The sequence below is a fragment of the Mesorhizobium sp. P2_C4 genome, assembly GCF_056404575.1.
Map to the genome: position 1 here is coordinate 312,086 of NZ_JBFUDT010000002.1, position 22,867 is coordinate 334,952.

General features: G+C 62.7%; 21 protein-coding genes. 6 read left to right on the forward strand and 15 right to left on the reverse strand.

Translation table 11 applies throughout. The features are described 5' to 3' along the window. Positions 1-56: 56 nt before the first annotated feature. Together AC1DX6_RS07945 and aptA are read right to left on the reverse strand one after the other, a co-directional pair. Positions 57-1,307, reverse strand: coding sequence for a Zn-dependent hydrolase (locus AC1DX6_RS07945; RefSeq protein ID WP_477312191.1), 1,251 nt, complete (start codon positions 1,305-1,307; stop codon positions 57-59). 70 nt (positions 1,308-1,377) lie between these two features. Then, the gene (gene aptA, locus AC1DX6_RS07950; protein ID WP_477312192.1) at positions 1,378-2,706 is read right to left on the reverse strand and encodes an omega-aminotransferase AptA; all 1,329 of its coding nucleotides are present in this window, start codon (positions 2,704-2,706) and stop codon (positions 1,378-1,380) included. A 239-nt stretch (positions 2,707-2,945) separates the two neighbouring features. Between aptA and AC1DX6_RS07955 the strand changes: the two genes are divergently transcribed. Then, the gene (locus AC1DX6_RS07955) at positions 2,946-3,575 is read left to right on the forward strand and encodes a TetR family transcriptional regulator C-terminal domain-containing protein (RefSeq protein ID WP_477312193.1); all 630 of its coding nucleotides are present in this window, start codon (positions 2,946-2,948) and stop codon (positions 3,573-3,575) included. 4 nt (positions 3,576-3,579) lie between these two features. Here AC1DX6_RS07955 and AC1DX6_RS07960 read toward each other — a convergent pair whose 3' ends face one another. Next, entirely contained in the window at positions 3,580-4,452 is an 873-nt protein-coding gene (locus AC1DX6_RS07960; protein WP_477312194.1) for a helix-turn-helix transcriptional regulator, read from the reverse strand. A 98-nt stretch (positions 4,453-4,550) separates the two neighbouring features. On the opposite strand from AC1DX6_RS07960, the gene AC1DX6_RS07965 reads away from it, so the two are divergent. Then, entirely contained in the window at positions 4,551-5,390 is an 840-nt protein-coding gene (locus tag AC1DX6_RS07965) for an SDR family oxidoreductase (RefSeq protein WP_477312195.1), read from the forward strand. Further along, on the forward strand, positions 5,387-6,109 hold the full coding sequence (locus AC1DX6_RS07970) for an SDR family oxidoreductase (RefSeq protein ID WP_477312196.1): 723 nt from the start codon (positions 5,387-5,389) through the stop codon (positions 6,107-6,109). Before AC1DX6_RS07965 ends, AC1DX6_RS07970 begins: the two co-directional genes overlap by 4 nt. Before the next feature lie 44 nt (positions 6,110-6,153). Here AC1DX6_RS07970 and AC1DX6_RS07975 read toward each other — a convergent pair whose 3' ends face one another. From AC1DX6_RS07975 to AC1DX6_RS08000, 6 genes are all read right to left on the reverse strand, one after another. Further along, complete coding sequence (locus AC1DX6_RS07975; RefSeq protein WP_477312197.1) at positions 6,154-6,531, reverse strand: DoxX family protein; 378 nt, start codon at positions 6,529-6,531, stop codon at positions 6,154-6,156. A gap of 67 nt (positions 6,532-6,598) precedes the next feature. Then, on the reverse strand, positions 6,599-7,057 hold the full coding sequence (locus AC1DX6_RS07980; RefSeq protein ID WP_477312198.1) for a carboxymuconolactone decarboxylase family protein: 459 nt from the start codon (positions 7,055-7,057) through the stop codon (positions 6,599-6,601). 29 nt (positions 7,058-7,086) lie between these two features. Beyond that, positions 7,087-7,605, reverse strand: a complete 519-nt coding sequence (locus AC1DX6_RS07985; protein WP_477312199.1) for an RrF2 family transcriptional regulator — start codon at positions 7,603-7,605, stop codon at positions 7,087-7,089. Positions 7,606-7,714: 109 nt separating this feature from the next. Further along, positions 7,715-9,028 carry an NAD-dependent dihydropyrimidine dehydrogenase subunit PreA gene (gene preA / locus AC1DX6_RS07990; RefSeq protein ID WP_477312200.1) on the reverse strand — a complete coding sequence of 438 codons (1,314 nt, stop codon included), beginning with the start codon at positions 9,026-9,028 and terminating at the stop codon, positions 7,715-7,717. 2 nt (positions 9,029-9,030) lie between these two features. Next, positions 9,031-10,395 carry an NAD(P)-dependent oxidoreductase gene (locus AC1DX6_RS07995; RefSeq protein ID WP_477312201.1) on the reverse strand — a complete coding sequence of 455 codons (1,365 nt, stop codon included), beginning with the start codon at positions 10,393-10,395 and terminating at the stop codon, positions 9,031-9,033. Between the two features lie 129 nt (positions 10,396-10,524). Beyond that, positions 10,525-11,232 carry a gamma-glutamylcyclotransferase gene (locus AC1DX6_RS08000; RefSeq protein ID WP_477312202.1) on the reverse strand — a complete coding sequence of 236 codons (708 nt, stop codon included), beginning with the start codon at positions 11,230-11,232 and terminating at the stop codon, positions 10,525-10,527. A 195-nt stretch (positions 11,233-11,427) separates the two neighbouring features. Between AC1DX6_RS08000 and AC1DX6_RS08005 the strand changes: the two genes are divergently transcribed. Then, the gene (locus tag AC1DX6_RS08005) at positions 11,428-12,204 is read left to right on the forward strand and encodes a VOC family protein (RefSeq protein WP_477312203.1); all 777 of its coding nucleotides are present in this window, start codon (positions 11,428-11,430) and stop codon (positions 12,202-12,204) included. A gap of 71 nt (positions 12,205-12,275) precedes the next feature. On the opposite strand, the gene AC1DX6_RS08010 is transcribed toward AC1DX6_RS08005, so the two are convergent. Further along, positions 12,276-12,764, reverse strand: a complete 489-nt coding sequence (locus AC1DX6_RS08010) for a hypothetical protein (RefSeq protein WP_477312204.1) — start codon at positions 12,762-12,764, stop codon at positions 12,276-12,278. Positions 12,765-12,966: 202 nt separating this feature from the next. Here AC1DX6_RS08010 and AC1DX6_RS08015 point away from each other — a divergent pair, with 202 nt between their 5' ends. Then, entirely contained in the window at positions 12,967-13,359 is a 393-nt protein-coding gene (locus tag AC1DX6_RS08015) for a DoxX family protein (protein ID WP_477312205.1), read from the forward strand. Positions 13,360-13,381: 22 nt separating this feature from the next. Here AC1DX6_RS08015 and AC1DX6_RS08020 read toward each other — a convergent pair whose 3' ends face one another. Together AC1DX6_RS08020 and AC1DX6_RS08025 are read right to left on the reverse strand one after the other, a co-directional pair. Beyond that, positions 13,382-15,808, reverse strand: a complete 2,427-nt coding sequence (locus AC1DX6_RS08020) for a GcvT family protein (protein ID WP_477312206.1) — start codon at positions 15,806-15,808, stop codon at positions 13,382-13,384. A gap of 57 nt (positions 15,809-15,865) precedes the next feature. After that, a complete protein-coding gene (locus AC1DX6_RS08025; RefSeq protein ID WP_477312207.1) occupies positions 15,866-17,404 on the reverse strand; it encodes a trimethylamine methyltransferase family protein in 1,539 nt (512 codons plus the stop codon). A 218-nt stretch (positions 17,405-17,622) separates the two neighbouring features. Between AC1DX6_RS08025 and AC1DX6_RS08030 the strand changes: the two genes are divergently transcribed. After that, positions 17,623-18,213 carry a transglycosylase SLT domain-containing protein gene (locus AC1DX6_RS08030; protein WP_477312208.1) on the forward strand — a complete coding sequence of 197 codons (591 nt, stop codon included), beginning with the start codon at positions 17,623-17,625 and terminating at the stop codon, positions 18,211-18,213. A 12-nt stretch (positions 18,214-18,225) separates the two neighbouring features. Here AC1DX6_RS08030 and AC1DX6_RS08035 read toward each other — a convergent pair whose 3' ends face one another. Genes AC1DX6_RS08035 through AC1DX6_RS08045 form a run of 3 tightly spaced genes read right to left on the reverse strand, consistent with a single transcriptional unit; the run spans position 18,226 to position 22,827 of the window. After that, complete coding sequence (locus tag AC1DX6_RS08035) at positions 18,226-20,571, reverse strand: dipeptide ABC transporter ATP-binding protein (protein WP_477312209.1); 2,346 nt, start codon at positions 20,569-20,571, stop codon at positions 18,226-18,228. Between the two features lie 51 nt (positions 20,572-20,622). Then, the gene (locus tag AC1DX6_RS08040) at positions 20,623-21,780 is read right to left on the reverse strand and encodes an ABC transporter permease (RefSeq protein WP_477312210.1); all 1,158 of its coding nucleotides are present in this window, start codon (positions 21,778-21,780) and stop codon (positions 20,623-20,625) included. A gap of 12 nt (positions 21,781-21,792) precedes the next feature. After that, positions 21,793-22,827: an ABC transporter permease gene (locus tag AC1DX6_RS08045; RefSeq protein WP_477312211.1), complete on the reverse strand. Its 1,035-nt coding sequence runs from the start codon at positions 22,825-22,827 to the stop codon at positions 21,793-21,795. Between the last annotated feature and the right edge of the window lie 40 nt (positions 22,828-22,867).

The following is a 22,867-nucleotide window of genomic DNA, read 5'->3' on the forward strand; positions in this document are numbered from 1 at the left end:
TCCCCTGTTCTCTTCGCGCTTCTTTGCGAGCGGCGTTGGAATCCAGATTTCTAAGCTCACTCCACGATGATGGCCGTCTCCACCACCGCGTGGAACAGAACGTCGGCGCCGGCGCCGGCCCACTCCTTGGAGATGTCCTCAGCCTCGTTGTGTGACAACCCATCAACGCAGGGGCACATCACCATGGCTGTCGGCGCAACGCGGTTGATCCAGCAGGCGTCATGGCCGGCGCCGGAGACGATGTTGCGATGCGTATAGCCGAGCCGATCGGCGGCATCGCGGATCGCCTTGACGCAGCCGGCATCGAAGGTCACCGGGTCGAAATGGCCGACCTGCTCGATCTTATACTGGATGTCGAGCGCCTCGCAGACCGTGTCAATGCCCTCGCGGATGCGGCCGTCCATGGCGTCGAGCACTTCCTTTTCCGGTGAACGGATGTCGACGGTGAAGACGGTGCGGCCGGCAATGATGTTGCGCGAGTTCGGATAGACCTCCATGTGGCCGACAGCACCCACGGCATCCGGCTGATAGTCCATGGCGATCTCGTGCACCAGCTCGATGACGCGGGCCATGCCGAGACCGGCATTGCGGCGCTTGGGCATCGGCGTCGATCCGGTATGCGCCTCCTTGCCGGTCAGCGTGACCTGCAGCCATTTCAGCCCCTGGCCGTGGGTGACGACGCCGATATCGATGCCCTCGTCCTCGAGGATCGGCCCCTGCTCGATATGCAGTTCGAAGAAAGCGTGGATCTTGCGATCGCCGACCTTCTCGGTGCCCTTCCAGCCGATGCGCTCCAGCTCTTCGCCGAATTTCTTGCCCTGCTTGTCGACATGTTGGTAGACGTCGGCCTGGTCGAGCACACCGGCGAACACACCGGATGCCATCATCGCCGGGGCGAAGCGCGAACCTTCCTCATTCGTCCAATTCGTCACGACGATCGGATGCTTGGTCTTGATGCCGAGATCGTTGAGCGAACGCACCACTTCCAGCCCGCCGAGCACGCCGAGCACGCCGTCATACTTGCCGCCGGTCGGCTGCGTATCGAGATGGCTGCCGACATAGACCGGCGGCAGGCTGGGGTCGGTGCCTTCCCTACGGGCAAACATCGTGCCCATCTCGTCAAGGCCCATTTCGAGCCCTGCCGCCTCGCACCAGCGCTTGAACAGGTGTCGGCCCTCGCCGTCCTCGTCGGTCACGGTCTGGCGATTGTTGCCACCGGCAACGCCGGGGCCGATCTTCGCCATCTCCATGATGGAATCCCACAAACGGTCTGAATTGATTCGCAGATTCTCGCCGGGTGCGGCCATTCAAGATCCTCTCATTTCATTCACGCAAAAGGCGGCGGTTCCCGACGCCGCCCTTTGCTACGGTCAAGTCCTAGTCGACCGCTCTCAGCACTTCACGCACATGGTCGATCAATTCGTTGATCTGGCCCTTGGTGATGATCAGCGGCGGCGACAGTGCGATGATGTCGCCGGTGGTGCGGATCAGTGCCCCGCGCTCGAACGCCTTGACGAAGGCCGAGAAGGCACGCTTGGTCGGGCTGCCCGGGATGGGCGCCAGCTCGATCGCGCCGATCAGGCCGATGTTTCTGATGTCGATGACGTTCGGCTCGCCCTTCAGCGAATGCAGCGCGTCTTCCCAATAGGGCGCCAGTTCCTCGCCGCGGGTCAGCAGCCCCTCTTCCTTGTAGGTGTCGAGCGTGCCGAGTGCGGCAGCGCAGGCGATCGGATTGCCCGAATAGGTGTAGCCGTGGAAGAACTCGATCATGTGCTCGGGGCCGGTCATGAAGGCGTCGTGGATCTCCTTCTTGACGAACACGGCGCCCATCGGGATGACGCCGTTGGAGACGCCCTTGGCGGTGGTCATGATGTCGGGCGTGACGCCGAAATAGTCGGCGGCGAACGGCGTGCCGAGGCGGCCGAAGCCGGTGATGACCTCGTCGAAGATCAGCAAGATGCCGTGCTTGGTGCAGATTTCGCGCAACTTCTGCAGATAACCCTTCGGCGGCAGGATGACACCGGTGGAACCGGCGACCGGCTCGACGATGACAGCGGCGATGGTCGAGGCGTCATGCAGGGCGACGATGCGCTCCAGCTCGTTGGCCAGCTCCGCGCCATGCTCGGGCACACCCTTGGTGAATGCGTTTTTCTCCGGCAGATGCGTGTGCGGCATATGGTCGACGCCGCCGAGCAGCGTGCCGAACATCTTGCGGTTGCTGACGATGCCACCGACCGAGATGCCGCCGAAATTGACGCCGTGATAACCGCGTTCGCGACCGATCAGGCGGGTGCGGGCGCCCTCGCCCCGGGCGCGATGATAGGCGATCGCCATCTTCAGCGCCGTGTCGACCGATTCCGAACCGGAATTGGTGAAGAACACATGGTCCATGCCCTTCGGCGCGATGTCGACCAGGCGGTTCGCCAGTTCGAACACGATCGGGTGACCCATCTGGAAGGCCGGCGCATAGTCGAGCTCGGCTGCCTGATGCTGGATCGCCTCGGTGATCTTCGGCCGGCAATGGCCGGCATTGACGCACCAGAGACCCGCAGTGCCGTCGAGCACCTTGCGCCCGTCGCTCGTCGTGTAATGCATGTCCTTGGCGGACACCATCATGCGCGGCGCCTGCTTGAACTGCCGGTTTGCCGTGAACGGCATCCAGAATGCGCTGAGATCGTTCGGCGTGACTTTCAGCCGGTTGGACATGACCAAGACTTCCCCTTGTAACCTGTTTCGCTGCGGCCAACGCTTGGTCTTTGTTGCGATTTCGTGCTACGCAAATTTTTGACCGATTGGACAAACGTTAGCACCGCCCTGTCGGCGGTCAAGGGATTACTAGCGGAAATGCGGCATCTGAAGTGCGCTCCACAGGTCAGAGAAAAACTGGTCCAGAGAATTGGTCCAGATTGCCCTGCAGCCCAAGGTCTGCCGGGGTGAGCGCCGATATGGACATCCCTGCCCCGCGCCGCACCCGCATCCAGCAGGAAAAGCGCGAACTCATCCTGGAGGCGGCGCTCGAGGTCTTCTCCACCAATGGGTTTCGCGGCTCCACCATCGACCAGATCGCCGAAGCCGCCGGCATGTCGAAACCGAACCTGCTTTATTATTTCCGCCGCAAGGAAGATATCCACGAGACGCTGATGGAGCGGTTGCTCGCGACCTGGCTGGCGCCGCTGCGCGAACTCGACGATATCGGCGATCCCTTGACCGAATTGCGCAGCTACATCAGGCGCAAGCTCGAAATGGCGCGCGATTTTCCTAGGGAGAGCCGGCTGTTCGCCAACGAGATCCTGCAAGGCGCGCCGCGCATCATGCCGCTGCTGGAAGGTGAGCTGAAGACGCTGGTCGATGAGAAGGCTGGCGTCATCAAGGGCTGGATGCGCGCCGGCAAGATCGCCAAGACCGATCCCTGGCACCTGATCTTCTCGATCTGGGCAACGACCCAGCACTATGCCGATTTCGATGTCCAGGTCCGTGCCGTACTCGGCGCCGACCGCGGCGGCGACGGCCGCTTCGAGGATGCCGCAAGGTTTCTCGAACAGTTGTTCATCGACGGGCTGAAGCCGAAGGGCTGACAGTTCACGCGCTGCGCCGCTCGGCCGGCAGCGCATCCACCAATGCCTGCAGTTTGGCGATCGAGTTCTGCTCGACGAGCGGCGTGTAGACGATCAGCCTCATGTCCGAGCCGTCATCGATCGACAGGCTCATATGCTCGAATGTCATGGCGCCAGCGCTCGGATGCCGGACATGTTTCACTCCCGAAAATCGGCGCGCCACGTCGCGTTGCGGCCACCAGTCGCGGAACTCCGGGCTGGAGCGCGTCATCAGCGCGATCAGCCGCTCGAAATCCGCATCGCCGACATAGCGGGCGCTTTCCGCCCGGAACGAGGCCAGCACGGTGCGCGCCAGTTGCTCCCAGTTGGCCAGCAGGCGCCGATGGTGCGGATTGGTGAACACCATATGGACGATGTTGCGGGCGTCGCCCTCCAGCAAGCCATAGTCGCCGAACACCGCCACTGCCGCCGGATTCCAGGCCAGCACGTCCCAGCGCCGCCCGACGACATAGGCCGGTTGCAGCACCAGGGTTTGCAGCATGTGCAGCAAGGGGCCGTCGACCTTTTCCGGCGCGACCGTGCGACGCTCCGGCAATTGACGGCCGGCGAGAATGAACAGGTGCCGCTTCTCGGCCGCGTCCAGGCGCAGCGCCTCGCTGAGCGCCGCCAGCACCTCGACCGACGGCCGGACCTCACGCCCCTGCTCTAGCCATGTGTACCAGGTGGTGCCGACGCCGGCGATCATCGCCACTTCTTCGCGACGCAGGCCTGGCGTGCGTCGCCGCATGCCGGTTGCGATGCCTATGGCCGACGGCGTCAGCCTTTCGCGGCGCGAGCGCAGGAAGGCGCCAAGCTCGCGCCGGCGGCTGTCTTCAGCAGAGTGTGTCGGGGACTCCATGAACCTATTATAGCAGTATTGATACCAGGATAAAGTTTGAACTGTTTGGCATGCGTCAAACGCTCCATCTTGCGCTCAGAGCGATGGAGGCTCTGAGCATGGACCTGAAAGACAAGACAATCCTCATCACCGGATCGACCGACGGCGTCGGCCGCGTCGTTGCGCAAAGGCTCGGCGCTGGAGGCGCCCGCGTCCTGGTGCATGGCCGCGATGCGACGCGCGGCAAGGCCGTCGTCGCCGAGATCGAAGCCGCCGGCGGCAGGACCGAGTTTCTCGCCGCCGATCTTTCCTCACTTGCCGAGGTTCGCCGCCTCGCCGAGGCCGTGCGCGGAAAAACCAGCCGGCTCGACGTCCTCATCAACAATGCCGGCATCGGCACCGCCGGCACCAAGCGACAGGTCAGCGCTGACGGCTACGAGCTGCGCTTTGCCGTCAACTACCTCGCCGGCTTCCTGCTCACCAGTGAGCTACTGCCACTACTCAAGGCCAGCGCGCCTTCACGCATCGTCAACGTCGCTTCGGCCGGACAGCAGGCGATCGACTTCGGCGATGTCATGCTTACCCGTTCCTATGACGGTGTGCGCGCCTACTGCCAGAGCAAGCTGGCGCAGATCCTGTTCACCATCGACCTGACCGAGCAACTGAAAGGCACCGGCGTTACCGTCAACAGCTTGCATCCGGCCAGCTACATGAACACCACCATGGTCCGCCAGGCCGGCGTGACGCCGTGGAGTTCGGTCGAGACCGGTGCCGACGCCATCGTCAACCTTGCGACATCGCCTGATCTCGAAGGACGCAGCGGCCTCTATTTCGACGGCCTCAAAGAATCCCGCGCCGATGCGCAGGCCTATGACGCCAAGGCCAGGCAGCAATTGCGCACTTTGAGCATGGACTTCGTCGGCCTCGCCTCCGCACCATCGAAGGAACAGCATTCATGACCAAGACAATACAGCACACCGTCATCGTCGGCGGCTCATCCGGCATCGGCCTCGCCACAGCACAAAAACTGCTTGGCCCCGAGATGAAGGTGACCATCACCGGCCGCAACCAGGAAAAGCTCAACAGCGCCTGGAAGAGCCTTAACGGCGCTGCCGAGAAGGCTGCTTTCGATGCCTCGAACCCGGACGAGGTCAGCCGGTTCTTCGAGCGCCTCGGCCGCTTCGATCACCTTGTTCTGGCCGCCAGCGGGGGCAAGGGACTTGGTCCATTTCCAACCCTCGATCTCGCCGACATTGCAGGCGGCGTCGACGAAAAGGTCCGGCCGCAACTGTCCTGTCTGCAGGCAGCTTTGCCGACCTTGAGCAGGAATGGATCGGTGACCTTCATCTCGGCGGTATCGGCCCAGCTTGCGATGCCGGGCGTCGCCGGTATCGCCGCCATCAACGGCATGCTTTTGACCGTGGTGCCTATCCTGGCCGTGGAACTAAAGCCGCTGCGGGTCAATGTCGTGGCGCCCGGCGTCATTGACACGCCGTGGTGGGATTTCCTGCCCGACGAGCAGCGGCAAGCGATCTTTGCCGACTATGCCGGCAAGACCCCAGTTGGCCGCGTCGGCCGCGCCGAGGACGTGGCCGATGCCATCGCCTTCCTGGTTTCAAATGGCTTCGTCACCGGCCAGGTGCTGACCTGCGATGGCGGCCTGAGATTTGCGGCTTAGAGCCGCGCAAGATGGCGACGGTCGCAAGGCCGCCGCCAGTTTTGTCAAACAGACTGCGCGATCAGCGTCAGAAAACCACCGCCCAGCGCGACATTGCCGACAAAGCCGTTGATGCGTGCGGCGCGGTCCGGACCCTGATGATCCCAGAAATTGTGGAACATCGGCGTGGCAACGATGAGGAACACGACCAGTACCGCCGCGGCGATTGCCGTCCAGAGGCCTGCGATCACCAGCACACCGGCGGCGACCTGCAGGACAATGCCGGCCCACAGCGCCAACCGCGCCTGCGGCACGCCGCGCGCCGCCATCAGCTGGGTCAGGAAGGCGGCGTTCTGGACGTTGCGCAGGCCGGCAAAGACAAAGGCGCCGCCAAGCAACAGGCGGCCGAGAAACAACAAGGTCGAAGGCAAATCGACAGGCATCAAACTCTCCCTTTAAAACAGTTGGAGCGCCGCCTCCCTCGACGGCGCTCCAAACACGAACGGTTTCTCAGGCGGCCTTGGCCGCCGGCATCGGATGAATGGCCTGGAACGGGATGCAGAGCCGGTTCCAGGTGTTGATCATGCCGAGCGCTACCGACAACTTGACCAGTTCCTCTTCCGAGAAATGCTCGAGCGTCTTGGCATAGAGCTCGTCCGAGACGCCGCCATCGGCGATCTTCGTCACCGCTTCGGTCCAGGCGAAGGCGGCGCGCTCGCGTTCGGAAAACAGCGGCGATTCCTTCCAGGCCGAAACCAGGTAGAGACGCGTCTCGGTTTCGCCGTCGCGCCTGGCCTCACGGCTGTGCATCTCGACGCAGTAGGAGCAGCCATTGATCTGCGACGCCCTGAGCTTGATCAGGTGCAGCAGGCCCACTTCGAGCCCGCACTCGTCCACCGCCTTGTTGAGCGCCGACACCGCCTTCATGATTTCCGGTGCCTTGGCGAAAAATTGCAACCTCTGTTTCATCGTCTTTCCTTTCACGTATGTCTGGGGGGCTAAATTTGCTTGGTCGAAGCGGATTTCTGCGGCCGCTGGTGGCGCGCGACGAAGGCACAACTGGCGGCAATCGATCTCGGATCGCCTTCTGCCGCGTAAGAGGCCACGATGTCGGACAGCTTTGTTTCAGCGAGAGCGGCACGATAGGCGCGCTCCGCCTTCAGCATCGCGGCGTTGATGCCGCACAGTTTCACATAGGCCGATGCGTCGAGCTTAACCGGCCCGTTGCGGCGGATTTCGCCGCAGCGAAAAGCCGGCTCGCGGCCTTCCACCGCCAGCACGATATCAAGCAGCGTAATGCGCTCGGCCTGCCGCGCCAGCCGGTAGCCGCCGGCCGGCCCCGGCACTGATTCCAGGATACGCGCCGCGCTGAGCTGATTGAGATGCTTCAAGAGATAGCTTGGCGACAGGCCGAAACACTCCGCAAGAGCGGCGCCCGGCATGGTGCCGTTGCCTTCCACACTGGCCAGCGTGGCCGCACAATGGATGGCCGCTTCGACGCCCTCGCCCAGCTTCATGGGATCGATCTCCAATTCATGGATATATCCTATCGTGGATAATTTTTATCTGCAATAGGAAAATGAAAAACGGCGCCCGAAGGCGCCGCTTTTTCATCGAATGCCGTACCTATTCCGCCGCCACCTTGGCCATCGGATTGTTCGGGTGCGTCGTCCAGTTGGCATAGATCGGCGACACCGCCTTGCCGGTGCGCTGGTCCATCACGCCGACGGCTAGCGGTTCCATGGTGATGCAGTTCTCGACCGGGCAGACATTGACGCACAAATTGCAGCCGACGCATTCCGCCTCGATCACTTCAAAGTGCCTCTTGCCGTCGACCATGTTGGTGATCGCCTGATGCGAGGTGTCCTCGCAGGCGATATGGCAGCGGCCGCATTTGATGCAGGCGTCCTGGTCGATATGTGCCTTGGCGATATAGTTGAGGTTGAGATACTGCCAGTCGGTGACGTTGGGCGTGGCGCGGCCGATGATGTCGTCGAGCGACGCATGGCCCTTCTCGTCCATCCAGTTTTCCAGGCCGGCGATCATCTCCTGCACGATCTTGAAGCCATAGGTCATCGCCGCCGTGCACACCTGCACATTGCCGGCGCCCAGAGCCATGAATTCAGCTGCATCGCGCCAGGTGGTGATGCCGCCAATGCCGGAGATCGGCAGACCATGCGTTTCCGGATCACGGGCGATCTCTGCCACCATGTTCATGGCGATCGGCTTCACCGCCGGGCCGCAATAGCCGCCATGCGAGCCCTTGCCGTCGATGGTCGGCTCTGGCGCAAAGCTGTCGAGATTGACGCCAGTGATCGAATTGATGGTGTTGATCAGCGATACCGCATCGGTGCCGCCGGAAAGTGCTGCGCGCGCCGGCTTGCGCACATCGGTGATGTTGGGCGTCAGCTTGGTGATAACAGGCATGCGGGTGTTGGCCTTGCACCAGCGCACCACCATTTCGATGTATTCCGGCACCTGGCCGACAGCGGCGCCCATGCCGCGTTCCGACATGCCGTGCGGACAGCCGAAATTGAGCTCGATGCCGTCGGCTTCGGTCTCCTCGACCACCGGCAGGATCGCCTTCCAGGCATCCTCCACGCAAGGCACCATCAGCGAGACGACGATGGCGCGGTCGGGCCAGTCCTTCTTGACCTGCTTGATCTCGCGCAGATTGACCTGCAGGTCGCGGTCGGTGATCAGCTCGATGTTGTTAAGGCCGAGCAGGCGGCGGTCGGCACCCCAGATCGCGCCATAGCGCGGGCCGTTGACATTGACCACCGGCGGGCCTTCCTCGCCCAGCGTCTTCCACACCACGCCGCCCCACCCCGCCTTGAAGGCGCGGATGACGTTGTAGGCCTTGTCGGTCGGCGGCGCCGAGGCCAGCCAGAATGGATTGGGCGATTTGATACCGACGAAATTGTTGCGGATGTCTGCCATGCTCATGCCCTCCCGTTCGAGGTCAGTGCCCGGTTGATCGATTCAGCCGCGTCGCGGCCTTGCGCCACGGCCGAGACAGTGAGGTCGTCACCGCCGAAGATGCAGTCGCCGCCGGCCCAGACATTGGCGAGCGAGGTGCGGCCTTCGGCGTCAACCCTGATGCGGCCGGCTTCGAGCGCGATCTCAGCGCCGCTGCCGTTGAGCGCTGCCGGCACAAAGCTCTGGCCGATGGCCTTGAACACCTGGTCGGCGACCAGCGTCAACCGCTCGCCGGTGCCGGCAAGCTTGTCGCCGTTCATCGCCGTGTATTCGAGTTCGATGCCCGACACCTTGCCGCCCTCGGCGATAACCCGCTTCGGCTGCAGCCAGTGGCGGATGGTGACGCCATTGGCAGCAGCCAGATCCTGTTCGAACCCGGAGGCATTCATGTGTTCCTGGCCGCGCCGGTAGCAGATCGTCACTTCCTCGGCGCCGAGCAGCTTCGACTGCACGGCGGCGTCGATCGCCGTCATGCCGCCGCCGATGACGACGACGCGCCGGCCGACCGGCAGGCCGGAGAGATCGCTGGCCTGACGCAGCTCCGAAATGAACTCCACGGCGTTGGTGACGCCATCGGCGTCCTCGCCATCGGCGCGCAGCGCATTGACGCCGCCAAGCCCCATGCCGAGAAACACCGCGTCGTAATTCCGGGTCAGGTCCGACAGCTGGTAGTCGCGGCCGAGCACCTTGCCGTTCTGGATGTCGATGCCGCCGACGGCAGTGACATAATCGACCTCCGCCTGGGCGAAATTGTCGATGCTCTTGTAGGCGGCGATGCCGTATTCATTGAGGCCGCCGGCCTTCGGGCGGGCTTCGAGGATGGTCACGTCGTGGCCATGGCGCGCGAGCCTGTGCGCGGCAGCAAGCCCGGCCGGTCCGGCACCGACCACGGCGACTGTCTTGCCGGTCGAGGCGGCGCGCGGATAAAACTGCTTGTTCTCGGCCATGGCGACATCGGTGGCGTAGCGCTGCAGCCGGCCGATCTGCACCGGCTTGCCTTCGGCGACTTCGCGCACGCAGACCTCTTCGCACAGTGTCTCGGTCGGGCAGACACGGGCGCACATGCCGCCCAGAATGTTCTGGTCGAAAATCGTCTTGGCCGAGCCGATCGGGTTGCCGGTCGAGATCTGACGGATGAACAGCGGAATGTCGATCGAGGTCGGGCATGCGTTCATGCACGGCGCATCGTAGCAGAAGTAGCAGCGGTCGGATTCGACCAGCGCCTCGTGATGATCGAGCGGCGGATGCAGGTCGGAGAAATTGTCGGCATATTGCTCTGGCGAAAGCCGGCCGCCGGCAATGCCCTCTTTGAACTGGCCTTCTGGCATCGTCAGTTCCCCTTGTTTTCGTTTTGGGGAAGGCTAGCACGTTTTATTTTTTTATCAATTGGTCAATTTTCGACGCAAGCCTCTGAAAAGCTTCAGTAATAACATGATTTTTTTACTCATGTTATGCGGTTACAGCGCGGAAGAAAGGCCTGACGCGAGAGCGTGGCCATGGACCGACCTGATCTCGTCCGCGACGAGCTCCTGCAGCCGCCAAAGATTGCGGTCACGGATGCCGAATTCTTCGAGATGGCTGACCGTGTTGTAGAGATACTCGGCGCCGGACCCGACATGCCCGCAGGCTCTGGCCAGCACCTTGGCCACCTTTTCCAGTGGCTGGTTAAGCGACGTTCCCCTGCCGGTCACACCGACCCAGAAGCCCAGCGCCCGCAATGGCCCTTGTGCCGTGCGCATGGGAAGCCATCTAACCGAGCCGATACTCTCGTGATCGTCGACCTCACGCCGCAACAGTCTTTCGATCTGGGCCGGCTTTTCGCCGTCCGGCAGGCGGTAGATCACGCCGTCGCATCGCCCACCCTTTTCGAGCGCCATCATCAGCCCCGGCTGCTCGGTGCTGCCGCGCCAGCGCTGGATGTCGAGACAAAACGACCGATGCCAGCCGAAGGCGGTGGCGCGCTGCCGTTCGACGGACTCGAAGGCCGGCTTCCAGATCAGCGAGCCATAGGCGAATACCCACAGAGGTCCCTCGTCTGCTTCATCGGCCAGCCGCAAGGCAAGCGCCCGGTAGTCCTCATCGTTCAACTGCGTCCAGCTGCCATCGGGACCGGGATCGGCCTCCTGCCGATGGCACAGTGCGACAAGCTCCGACGTGAGCGACATTTGACGATGCATGGAACGACAACCCCCGTCGCTGCAGGAAAGTGCAAAAGTCCAAGCCGCGCAAGCCGTGGAACTCTTGTGAACGCACCGTCACTACCGTCATTATTGTGCAGCCGGTGTCGGATTAGTGTCGCCAAGATCGTCCTCGGATGGATCACGCATGATCGACGCTTGGAAACCATGAGGAGACCGACAATGCCAAAGTCCCCGATGCCCTTCTTCTGGTACGAGTTGATGACCACCGATCTCGATGCCGCCGAGGCGTTTTACACTACGGTGGTCGGCTGGAGGGCCGAGCCCTTCGACAAGGCGCCCGGCATGCCGCGCTACATCGTGGTGAATTCTGGCGAGCGTGGCGTCGGCGGGCTGATGACGATGCCCGAGGATGCCGCCAAGATGGGCATGCCGCCGGCCTGGGTCGGCTACATCCACACCAAGGACGCGGATGCCTCGACCAAAGCGTTGAAGGCCGCCGGCGGGGCTGTTCATCGCCAACCCGACGACATTCCCGGCGTCGGCCGCTTCTCCGTCGTCGCCGATCCGCAAGGCGCGACGTTCATGTTCCTGCAGCCCAATGGTCCCGACCAGCCCATCGTTCCGGCCACCACATCAGGCCATGTCGGCTGGCATGAGCTCTATGCCTCGGACCGGGAGGCGGCCTTCGACTTCTATTCCGGCCAGTTCGGCTGGATCAGCGCCGGCAATTTCGACCTCGGCGAGATGGGCATGTATCAGACTTTTGCGGCCGGCCCTGAATCCGGCGGCGGCATCATGAACAAGCCTGAGCAGCTTCCAGTACCGGTGTGGCTGTTCTACTTCAATGTCGATGCCATCGACGCCGCCGCCAAGCGCGTCACCGACAATGGCGGCAAGATCGTCATGGGTCCGATGCCGGTGCCGACTGGCCAATGGATCGCCCAGTGCGCCGATCCGCAAGGCGCCTATTTCGCGCTGATCGCACCGGGGCGCTGATCCCGCCCGATACTGTCACCCCTGACCAGCTCTCATCGCGCCGACGGGTGCGATGAGAGGGCGCCAGCGAGTCATTCCGGCGCCAGCACCGCGACCTTGATGCTCTCGTCCTTGGCGCCGCTGAGCTGAATCGCGGCCGGACCGGCGGCCAGCTTGAAGCGCACGCTCTTGCGGATGCCGGGACAGGTCTTCACTCCGCTAAAACCTGATGACTTCATGGCATGGCCGTCCTGAACGACGTCGATCCAGGCCTCTCCGGACAGGGTGATCTGGAGCTCGCCTTCCGGTGGCACGGTCACGCTTGCCGTCGCGCCGAATGTGCCGGCCGCCGGTGCACGTTCCGGTGGCACGTCAAAGCTGATCGTGTCGACCGGCACCAGCGCCAGATCTGCAGCCTCGCCGGCCGCAAGGGACGCGCCGGACTGCGCGGCCGACGCTGCCGGAAACAATGCCTGCTCGCGTGTCACCGGCCATTTGAAGGCAGCACAGCCGGCGTCGGCGGCCATGGCGACGCTGGTGCCTGCAAGGATTGCGAACAGGCTGATGACGACTTTTTTCATGGCAGGGAACCCACATGGTTTGGAGTGTTGTCTACGCATTGGTACAACCATAGCGGTATGAATGCAACCATAGAGAGAAAGATGTGGAAGGTCAAATTGGGGATAAATCACCGATTGTTGATGGCAGGGCAAGGGAAGTGAATGGTCCATTGCCGGGCGATAATCTATGGCCGGACTGGGCGGGTTTAAAATGGAGTTTTTGATGAAGCTTTTTGACGGCATGGCCAGATTTCAACCGCAGGCTCTGGGCATGCTCCGCATCGTGACGGCACTGCAATTCGTCGAGCACGGCACCCAGAAACTGTTCAATTTCCCTGTCAGCGACCATGCCGGCGCCCTGACCGGGCTGACGCTGACCGCGGGCATTCTCGAATTCGCCGGCGGCATCCTGCTGGCGCTCTGGCTGTTGACCCGGCCGATCGCGTTCCTGCTGGCCGGCGAGATGGCCATTGCCTATTTCATGGCGCACTACCCGCGCGACTTCTTCCCGGTCAACAACAGCGGCGATTCGGCGATCTCCTTCTGTTTCATCTTCCTCTATCTGGTGTTTGCCGGCGCCGGCGCTTTCGCGCTCGACAACCGCCGCAGCGCTTGACGCCTTGAAGCGGATGCGCGCTTCAGGCGCGCATCCGCTCGAAATTGGCGTCGAACAGCGGCGTCGGCTGCATGCGCGCGGCATGGCGCTTGCCCAAAAGTTCGATCTCGAAACCGTCGGTCTCGTCGGCAATCTCCTTTGGCACATAGCCGAGAGCGACGGACACCTTCGAATGGTGCGCATAGCCGCCTGACGTAACCCAGCCGCGCACGGCGCCGTCGAACCAGATCGGCTCATCACCGATGACATCGGCATCGATTGCTTCGACGACGAAGGCGCGCAACCTGAGCCTGCCGCCTTGCTTGCGCTCGGTGAGTGCTGCCTGCTTGCCGATGAAGTCGGCCGCCTTGCCATAGGCGATAAAGCGGTCGAGCCCGGCTTCGAGTGGCCCGTAGATCGGTCGATACTCGCGCGCCCACGAGCCGTAATTCTTCTCCAGCCTGAGCGCATTGAGCGCCCGCGAACCGAACAGGCCGATGCCGAATTCCTCGCCCGCAGCCATCAGCGCCAGATACGCAGCGCGCTGATATTCCGGCGCCACCCAGATCTCGTAGCCGAGATCGCCGGTGTAGCTGACGCGACCGATCAGGCACGGCGCCATGCCGATGTCTATTTTTGCGACCACCATGAACGGGAACACGGCATTGGAGATATCCGCGCGGGTGACTTTCGCCAGCACCTCCCGCGCCTTCGGGCCGGCGATTGCCAGACCAGTCAGCTTTTGCGCCAGCGCTTCGATCCGAGCCGAGCCGTCGGCAGGCAGATGCGCCTCGAACCAGCGCATGTGATATTGCTCGGCGACACCGGAGCCGGCGATGAACCATTCACCGTCGCCAATATTGGCCAGGGTAAAGTCACCGATCAGCCGGCCGTCTTCCTTCAGCATCGGCGCCAGCGTCATGCGGCCTGGCTTGGGCAGCTTGCAGGCAAAAATCCGGTCGAGCCAAGCGGCTGCCCCCTCGCCCGTCACCCTGTATTTGGCAAAGTTCGAAATCTCCGCCAGGCCGACGCCATCACGGACAGTCGCGACTTCCTTCGCGACATGGATGAAGTCGCTGGACCGACGCCACGAGAACTCGTCCTTGACGCCCTCGGGCGCATACCAGAGCGGCACTTCGAGCCCGTAGGAGACGCCCCATTGCGCGCCCTTGGCCGACAGCAGATCGTAAATCGGCGTCGTCTTCAGCTGCCGTCCGGCGGGCAGTTCCTCATTGGGGAAGCGGATCGAGAAGCGGCGCGAATAATTCTCGCGCACCTTGGCGTTGGTGTAGGCCATCGTCGCCCAGTCGCCGTAGCGCGAGACATCCATTGCCCAGATGTCGGCGCCGGGATCGCCCTCGATCATCCAGTTCGACAGCGCCAGTCCGACACCGCCGCCCTGTGAAAAGCCGGCCATGACACCACAGGCGACCCAGAAACCAGGAAGGCCGCGCACCGGCCCGACCAGCGGATTGCCGTCGGGAGCGAAGGTGAAGGGCCCGTTGATGATCTGCTTGATGCCGGTGTTCTGAAAGGCCGGGAAATGCCGGAAGCCAACTTCGAGCGACGGCGCGATGCGGTCGATGTCCGGCTCCAGCAGTTCGTGGCCGAAATTCCACGGCGTGGAGAATTCGGACCATGGCTTGTTGGCCTTCTCATAGGTGCCCATCAGCATGCCGCCGCGTTCCTGACGCAGATAGAGCTCGCCGTCGAAATCGACCGCGTGGATGATCTCGGTGCCGGTCTTTTGGTTCCAGGCGGCGACCTCCGGCATGTCCTCGGTGATCAGATACATGTGCTCCATCGCCAGCACCGGCAGTTCCAGCCCGACCATGCGGCCGACCTCGCGCGCCCACAGGCCGCCGGCATTGACGACATGCTCGGCCACCACCTCGCCCTTGTTGGTGATAACGCGCCACATCCCGTCGGCGCGCCGCACGATGTCCTCGACCTTGGTGAAGCGCTCCACTTCCGCCCCAAGCTTGCGCGCGGCCTTGGCATAGGCATGGGTGACGCCGGACGGGTCGAGATGGCCGTCCTCCTTGTTGCGCACCGCACCGACGAACTGTTTCGGGTCGAGCAGCGGCATCAGTTCGGCCGCCTCGTTGGGCGAGATTTCCTCGAGATCGATGCCGAGATAGCGCCCCTTGGCGACCACGCCGCGCAACCAGTCGAGCCGCGCTTCAGTTGCCGCCAGCAAAACGCCGCCGGTCAGGTGCACGCCGGTCGCCTGCCCCGACAGCTCCTCGATCTCCTTGTAGAGCGAGATCGTGTATTTCTGCAGCTTGGCGACGTTGGGATCGCCATTGATCGTATGCATGCCGCCGGCCGCGTGCCAGGTCGAGCCCGAGGTCAGCTCGTCGCGCTCCAGAAGCACCACGTCGGTCCAGCCATGGCGTGCCAGATGGAACAGCACGGAGCATCCGACGACGCCACCGCCAATGACCACGACCTTTGCATGCGATTTCATGGATTTTTCTCTGATATCAGTGGGTTGGATGGATGAGATGAATCAGGATGGGAAGCATCACGGCTCGCCTTGCCCGATCGCTCGCTTGCGCCTGGCCACATAGGCCTCCAGCGCCTCGCGCACGGCGATGTCCATCACCGGCTCGACATAGTCTTCCAGCGCCTTCTTCCACAGCCGCGTCGCCCGTGCCGTGGCGTCGAGCCCACCGGCTTCCTGCCACGCCTCGTAATTCTGCCAGTTGGACAGCATCGGTTGGTAGAAGGCGGTGGCGTAGCGCTCCAGCGTGTGCGGCTCGCCAAAGAAGTGACCGCCGGTCGGCACCGCGCCCAAGGCCTCGACGGCAAGTTCCGCCTCGTTGACTTCGATCGGGCGCAAGAACTCCATCATGTGCTGGATCATTTCGACATCGATGATGAATTTTTCGAACGACGCCGTCAGCCCGCCCTCCTGCCAGCCGGCGGCGTGATAGACGAGGTTGCCGTGGCCGAGCACCGCGCCCCACAACGCCATCAGCGTCTCATAGGCGCCTTGCGCGTCGGCGGCGTTGGAGGCCGAGCCCGGCGTCGTGCGGTAGGGCAAATTGTAGCGCCGCGCCAACTGCCCCGACGCGATGTTGGCCTTGGTGTTCTCCGGCGTGCCGAAGGCCGGCGCGCCCGACTTCATGTCGACATTGGAGGTGAAGGCGCCATACATCACCGGCGCGCCAGGGTGTACCAGTTGCGTCAGCACCACGCCGAACAGCGCCTCGGCATTCTGCTGCGCCAATGCGCCGGCCAGCGTCACCGGGCTCATCGCCCCCATCAGGGTGAACGGCGTCACCGCCACCGACTGGCCGAACTCGGCCATGGTCATCAGCCCCTCGGCCATCATCTCGTCGAAGCGGCGCGGCGAGTTGACGGAGATGATGGTGGTGATGCCGGGATCGTCGCGCATCTGATCAAGCGTCAGTCCGCGCGAAATCGCCATCATCTCGATGCCGTCCAGCGCCCTGCCCCGGCCGATCGCCGAGACATGGAAGCTTTTGTCGGTCAGCGTCAGATTGGTGAAATAGGTGTCGAGATGGCGCGCATTGGCCGGCAGTTCCACCGGCGCGCAAACCTGGTTGCCGAGCATGTGGATGCAGTTGAAATGCTGCGCCAGCCGGGTGAGGTCCGCATAGTCGCGCAAATTGCCGGCGCGCCGCCCGCGTTCCATGTCATGCACATTGGGTGGCCCGGCAACGAGCGTAAAATTGATGGTGTTGCCGCCGAGATGGACGGCATGGGCCGGGTTGCGTGGCGTCAACGTATAGCTGGCGTGCGTCGTCTTCAGCGCCGCTTCGACCATGCCGCGATCGATGCGGACATTCGCCGTCGCATGATCGACCATGGCCCCCGCTTTCTCGAACAGCGACAGCGCGCGCTGAGACATCACCTCGATGCCGAAATTCTCCAGAATGTGCATCGACGCCTGGTGGATTGCTTCGATCTGGTCGACTGAGAGCATCGCCATCGGCGGATAGGGATTGGTCACGCGCCGGAGCGGCAGCTGTGGGATGGCGGCGGGGCCTCTGTTGCTGGTTCGCTCGGCGCCGCGCTTGCGTCTCGGTTCATTCATGCCCGGCATCAAAGCCCTGGCAGGTCGGCCAAGCTGTCAGAAATACGCCATTCGCAGGCGTGATTTTAGCCAAGGCGGCATTTTAGGGATATCGATCCGACAAAAACGCCAAAAAAGGTCGGAATATTGATATCTGGCCTGCTCGACCGAAGGCGCTCCACAGGCGGTTAACAAACGCGGCAAGATTCCCTTTATGTTTTCGGCCTATTCGTCTTCTCATGGTCAGGTCGAGTTTTAGTAAAATTGTAGCTGTTTGCGTGCTGCTGGCGCTGTCGGCCTGCGCGACGCCGCCAAGCCATATCAATGATGTCTGCGCCGTCTTCGACCAGAACGATGGCTGGTTCGACAACTGGCAGGCGGCGGCCGAGCGTGCCGAGCAGAAATACGGCATACCGGTTCCGGTGCTGATGGCGACAGTGCGCAAGGAATCCGGCTTCAAGAGCAACGCCAGGCCGCCGCGCACCAAGCTCCTGGGCTTCATTCCGTGGACGCATGTCTCCAGCGCCACCGGCTTCTCGCAGGCGCTGGACGGCACATGGTCGCAATATCAAAGCGAGACCGGCAACTGGGCGGCGCGGCGGACGAAATTTGCCGATGCGGTCGATTTCGTCGGCTGGTACCACTCCAAGACCGCGGACACCTTTGGCGTCGCCCGCAACGACACCTACAATCTGTACCTGGCCTACTACCTCGGCTGGACCGCCTATCAGCGCGGCAACCGCGGCGACGCCGGCGTCCAAAGCTATGCCCGGGCCACCGAAAAGATGGCCCGCGACTATGCCGATCAGCTAAGACAATGCGGCAACTAGCACCTTCCCGGTTTAGTGCCGCCTTGTCGTATCTTTCGGCTTCTTGACACCGGTTTCGGAAGCCTCGTCGACCACTTTGAGGCGACGGACTCGCATCCCAGCCTGGCCCTGCTCCACGGCATCGCCGATCTCGTCCGCTGCCGCGGTCGACGATTTGCCACGCGGCCGTTTGGGCGCCGCTCCTGTCGAAGCCGGGCTTGAGCCATGCGGTGCGTCTTCCGGCACGCCTTCATGGGCTGCATGTTCCTTGTCGAACTTGATCACCGGCTCCATCTTCGCCAGCACGTCGTCGGCCAACCAGCACAGGCTCATATGGCCGTCGCCGAGATTCTTCACCGGCGGCACCTTGGTCTCGCACAGATTGTCCGGCACCAGCTTCTTGTAGCCGCAGCGGGTCTGGAACGGACAGCCTGAGGGCGGGTTCATCGCCGAGGGGATGTCGCCCTCCAGCACGATGTGCCGTTTGACCACGCTGGTATCGGCGATCGGGATCGCCGACAGCAACGCCTCGGTATAGGGGTGATAGGGCGGCGAGAAGATCTGGTCGGTCGTGCCTTGCTCGACGATATAGCCGAGATACATGACGACGACGCGGTCGGCGATGTAGCGCACGACAGACAGATCGTGGCTGATGAACAGCATCGTCGTCTTGTTCTTGCGCTGGATGTCCATCAGCAGCTCGGTCACCGCCGCCTGCACCGACACGTCGAGTGCCGACACCGGCTCGTCGGCAACCACCACCTTGGCATCGCCGGCAAAGGCCCGCGCCACGCCGATGCGCTGTTTCTGGCCGCCGGAAAGCTGGCGCGGCTTGCGGGTTTCGAATGCCCGCGGCAGCTTCACCAGGTCGAGCAGTTCCAGCATGCGCTTGCGGCGGTCGGCCACCGTGTTACCGACATTGAACTTTTCCAGCGTGCGGATGATCTGCGAGCCGACCGAATGGCTGGGGTTCAGCGTGTCGAACGGATTCTGGAACACCATCTGGATCGACGACACCGTTTCCACGCTGCGCTTCTCGATGCCGGTCGACTGGATCTCCTTGTTGCCGAGCGTCACGCTGCCGGAGCTTGCCGTCTCCAGGCCGAGCAGCACCTTGGCCAGCGTCGACTTTCCGCAACCGGATTCGCCGACGATGGCGACGGTCTCGGATTCGCGCGCGATGAACGAGATGGTCTCGTTGGCCTTGACGACGCGGCCTTCGCTCGAACCGAACACCTCGCTGCCGCCGACTTTGTAGTATTTCCTCAAATCCTCGACCTTGAGCACCGGCGCGCCGGGCACGACCTTCTCATTGACCTTCTTGGCGCCGGGCGGCAGCGCTTCCCAGTCGATCTCGTTGAAGCGAACGCAGCGCGAAAAATGGCCTTCGTGGCCCGCGACTTCGATCATCGGGATTTCGGCGGCGTTGCAGACGCCCTCAACGAAATGGTGGCAGCGCGGACCGAAATTGCAGCCCTTGGGCCGCTCATGCGGCAGCGGCAATTGCCCAGGAATGGAGATCAGCGGTCGCGAATTCTTGTCGGCGCCCGGCAGCGGGATCGAGCGGAACAGGCCTTGCGTGTAGGGATGGCGCATCCGGTCGAAGACGTCCTTGATCTTGCCTGTCTCCACCGCTTCGCCCGAATACATCACCGTGATGCGGTCGCAGGTCTCAAGGATCAGGCCGAGATTGTGCGAGACGAAGATCATCGACGTGCCGAACTTCTCGCCGAGACCTTTGACCAGGTCGACGATGCCCGCCTCCACGGTCACGTCGAGCGCCGTCGTCGGCTCGTCGAGCAAAAGCAGCGCCGGCTTCGACAGCAGCGCCATGGCAATGACGATGCGCTGCTGCTGGCCGCCGGAAAGCTGGTGCGGGTAGGAGCGCATCATGCGCTCGGGATCGGGCAGCTTGACCGAGCGCACCATGTCCAGCGCGCGCGTATAGGCCTCTTCCTTCGACACCTTGTCGTGGATCAGCGGCACTTCCATCAATTGCTGGCCGACCTTCATCGCCGGGTTGAGGCTGGCCATCGGCTCCTGGTAGATCATGGCGATCTTGTTGCCGCGGATGGCGCGCAGCTCCTCGTCGGAGAGCTCGCCCATGTCCTTGCCCTGGAACTTGATCTTGCCGCCGACGATCTTACCGATGTTGGAGAGGTCGCGCATGATGCCCAGCGACACGGTCGACTTGCCGCAGCCGGATTCACCGACGATGCCCATCGCCTCGCCGGGCATGACCGTGCAGGAAAAATCCATGACGGCCGGTATCTCGCCCTTGCGGGTGAAGAAGGAGATCGAAAGGTTCTCGATCTCGATGATCGGCGCAGCGTTTGGCCCATTGCTCGGCTTGCCGGGATTTCGAACTGCCTCATTCATGGGTCGCTCCAATCCAATTTCTTTCAGGCGCGTCGGGTCGAAACCCGCAGATCAGTCTTTCATCGATTGTTCGCGCAGCGAGTCGGCGAGCAGGTTCAGGCCCAGCACGAACGACATCAGCGCAATCGTCGGCGGCAGCGCCGGATGGATGAAGGAGCGCAGCAGCCGGCTGGCGTCCTTGATCGCGGTGCCCCAGTCAGGGCTTTCCGGCGCCAGGCCGAGGCCGAAATAACCGAGCGTGCCGAGCAGGATGGTGGTGTAACCGATGCGCAGGCAGGCATCGACGATCAGCGGCCCACGCGCATTGGGCAGAATCTCCCACAGCATGATGTACCAGGGCGATTCACCGCGCGTCTGCGCCGCCGCCACATAGTCGCGGGTCTTGATGTCCATGACCAGGCCACGCACGATGCGGAACACGCCGGGGCTTGAGGCGAACACCACCGCCACGAAGATGTTAAGCTGGTTGGGATCGATGTGGATGATCTTGAACGGATCGGCATCGAAGACCAGGCCGAGATAGACCCAGCCGCCGATGATCAGCGTCAGCCCCAGAAGGATGTAGAGGCGGTCGGGCCGGTTCTTGTAGCGCGTCCAGAACAGCACGGAAAAGAAGATGATCGGGAACATGAAGAACAGGCCGGCCATGCCGTAAGGGATGGGCGTGTCCATGATGCCCGGCGTCACCAGGAGGTAGAACAGCAGGATCACCGGGAAGGCCAGCACCAGATTGGCGAGGAACGACAGCACGGTGTCGATCTTGCCGCCATAGTAGCCGGCCGGCAGGCCAAGCGTGATGCCGACCATCAGCGCAAAACCCGTCGCCGCCGGTGCGATGATCAGCACGATCTGGCTGCCATAGACCATGCGGGAAAACACGTCGCGGGCGAGCTTGTCGCCGCCGAACAGATAGGCGAGCCCCGACTGCGGCTCGATCGCACCCGGCAGCATGTCCTTCATGATCGGAATCTGGGCCAGCGGATCGAAGGGCGAGATGGTCGATGCGAAGATCGCCGTGAACAGCCAGAACAGGCAGATGCCGACGCCGACAATGCCGACGCCGCTGTCGAACAGCTGGCCGTAAAGGCCGAGCCTTTTCTTGTAGGCGAAGCTCGCCCCCATCACCAGGACGAGTCCGATCCAGACCGGCCAGAAACGCGCCAGCACGCCAAGCACGACATTGAAGCCGCTGAGATATTCGACCTGCATCCGCCCGACCCCCTACTGAACTCTGATACGCGGATTGAGAAACGCGTAGCCGACATCGGAAATGAGCTGGGTGATCAGGACGATGAACACCGAAACCAGCGAACAACCGAGCAAAAGATCGATGTCGTTGTTACCGGCCGCCTCGACCAGCGTGTAGCCAAAGCCCTGATAGCGGAACATCACCTCGACGATGACGACGCCGGTGAGCAGCCAGGGAAACTGCAGCATGATGACCGTAAACGGCGCGATCAGTGCGTTGCGCAGCGCATGCTTGACCACCACGCTGCCGAAGGAGAGCCCTTTCAGCCGGGCCGTGCGGATATATTGCTGCGTCATCACCTCGACCATCGAGGCGCGCGTCATGCGGGCGATATAGCCGATACCGTAGATCGCCAGCGTCATCACCGGCAGCGTGAAATTGTAGAAGGTGATGCCCTGGCTTGCCGAGGCGGCCGAGCCGTTCAGCCAGCCGAGCCACGAGGCGAAGATGACGGTAAAGATGACGCCCGACACATATTCGGGCGTCGCCGTCGAGGCGATTGAGGCCACGGACAGCGTACGGTCGGTTCGCGAGCCCTCACGCATGCCGGCAAGAATACCGATCAACAGTGATATCGGCACCATGACCAACAGCACACAGAGCATCAGGATGCCGGTGGCGCTCAACGCCGGAAACAGCTTCGACGCCACATTGGTCTTGAACTTGGTCGAGCAGCCGAAATCGCCTTGCAGGATGCCGGAGAAGGTTGGCACCAGCGGATCATTGCAGAAGGAGAAACGCTGCGCGGGCTTGCCCGTCGCCGGGTCCGTCACCGGCTGCTTGGGCATCAGGCCGAGCCATTGGCCGTAGCGAACGAAGAAGTTCTGGCGGTAGCCATGTTCGGCGAGCCAGTTTTCCAGCTGCTCCGCGGAGGTGTGCATCTCGGTCTGGCTGATCGCCAGTTTCTTCAAATTCGGATCGAGATTGATCAGGAAGAAGACGATCATCGTCAGGCACAGCATCGTCAATGCCATGGTGCCGAGACGCCTGATAACGAAAGAAAGCATGGCGGTCCCCTGCCGGTCTGGTTGGGGTTGGAGCCTGCCG

Bases quoted from the DNA above. Each gene is read 5' to 3' on its own strand.
- AC1DX6_RS07945 (WP_477312191.1), bottom strand. From the start codon at position 1,307: ATGGCCGCACCCGGCGAGAATCTGCGAATCAATTCAGACCGTTTGTGG.
- aptA (WP_477312192.1), bottom strand. From the start codon at position 2,706: ATGTCCAACCGGCTGAAAGTCACGCCGAACGATCTCAGCGCATTCTGG.
- AC1DX6_RS07955 (WP_477312193.1), top strand. From the start codon at position 2,946: ATGGACATCCCTGCCCCGCGCCGCACCCGCATCCAGCAGGAAAAGCGC.
- AC1DX6_RS07960 (WP_477312194.1), bottom strand. From the start codon at position 4,452: ATGGAGTCCCCGACACACTCTGCTGAAGACAGCCGCCGGCGCGAGCTT.
- AC1DX6_RS07965 (WP_477312195.1), top strand. From the start codon at position 4,551: ATGGACCTGAAAGACAAGACAATCCTCATCACCGGATCGACCGACGGC.
- AC1DX6_RS07970 (WP_477312196.1), top strand. From the start codon at position 5,387: ATGACCAAGACAATACAGCACACCGTCATCGTCGGCGGCTCATCCGGC.
- AC1DX6_RS07975 (WP_477312197.1), bottom strand. From the start codon at position 6,531: ATGCCTGTCGATTTGCCTTCGACCTTGTTGTTTCTCGGCCGCCTGTTG.
- AC1DX6_RS07980 (WP_477312198.1), bottom strand. From the start codon at position 7,057: ATGAAACAGAGGTTGCAATTTTTCGCCAAGGCACCGGAAATCATGAAG.
- AC1DX6_RS07985 (WP_477312199.1), bottom strand. From the start codon at position 7,605: ATGAAGCTGGGCGAGGGCGTCGAAGCGGCCATCCATTGTGCGGCCACG.
- preA (WP_477312200.1), bottom strand. From the start codon at position 9,028: ATGGCAGACATCCGCAACAATTTCGTCGGTATCAAATCGCCCAATCCA.
- AC1DX6_RS07995 (WP_477312201.1), bottom strand. From the start codon at position 10,395: ATGCCAGAAGGCCAGTTCAAAGAGGGCATTGCCGGCGGCCGGCTTTCG.
- AC1DX6_RS08000 (WP_477312202.1), bottom strand. From the start codon at position 11,232: ATGTCGCTCACGTCGGAGCTTGTCGCACTGTGCCATCGGCAGGAGGCC.
- AC1DX6_RS08005 (WP_477312203.1), top strand. From the start codon at position 11,428: ATGCCAAAGTCCCCGATGCCCTTCTTCTGGTACGAGTTGATGACCACC.
- AC1DX6_RS08010 (WP_477312204.1), bottom strand. From the start codon at position 12,764: ATGAAAAAAGTCGTCATCAGCCTGTTCGCAATCCTTGCAGGCACCAGC.
- AC1DX6_RS08015 (WP_477312205.1), top strand. From the start codon at position 12,967: ATGAAGCTTTTTGACGGCATGGCCAGATTTCAACCGCAGGCTCTGGGC.
- AC1DX6_RS08020 (WP_477312206.1), bottom strand. From the start codon at position 15,808: ATGAAATCGCATGCAAAGGTCGTGGTCATTGGCGGTGGCGTCGTCGGA.
- AC1DX6_RS08025 (WP_477312207.1), bottom strand. From the start codon at position 17,404: ATGAATGAACCGAGACGCAAGCGCGGCGCCGAGCGAACCAGCAACAGA.
- AC1DX6_RS08030 (WP_477312208.1), top strand. From the start codon at position 17,623: ATGGTCAGGTCGAGTTTTAGTAAAATTGTAGCTGTTTGCGTGCTGCTG.
- AC1DX6_RS08035 (WP_477312209.1), bottom strand. From the start codon at position 20,571: ATGAATGAGGCAGTTCGAAATCCCGGCAAGCCGAGCAATGGGCCAAAC.
- AC1DX6_RS08040 (WP_477312210.1), bottom strand. From the start codon at position 21,780: ATGCAGGTCGAATATCTCAGCGGCTTCAATGTCGTGCTTGGCGTGCTG.
- AC1DX6_RS08045 (WP_477312211.1), bottom strand. From the start codon at position 22,827: ATGCTTTCTTTCGTTATCAGGCGTCTCGGCACCATGGCATTGACGATG.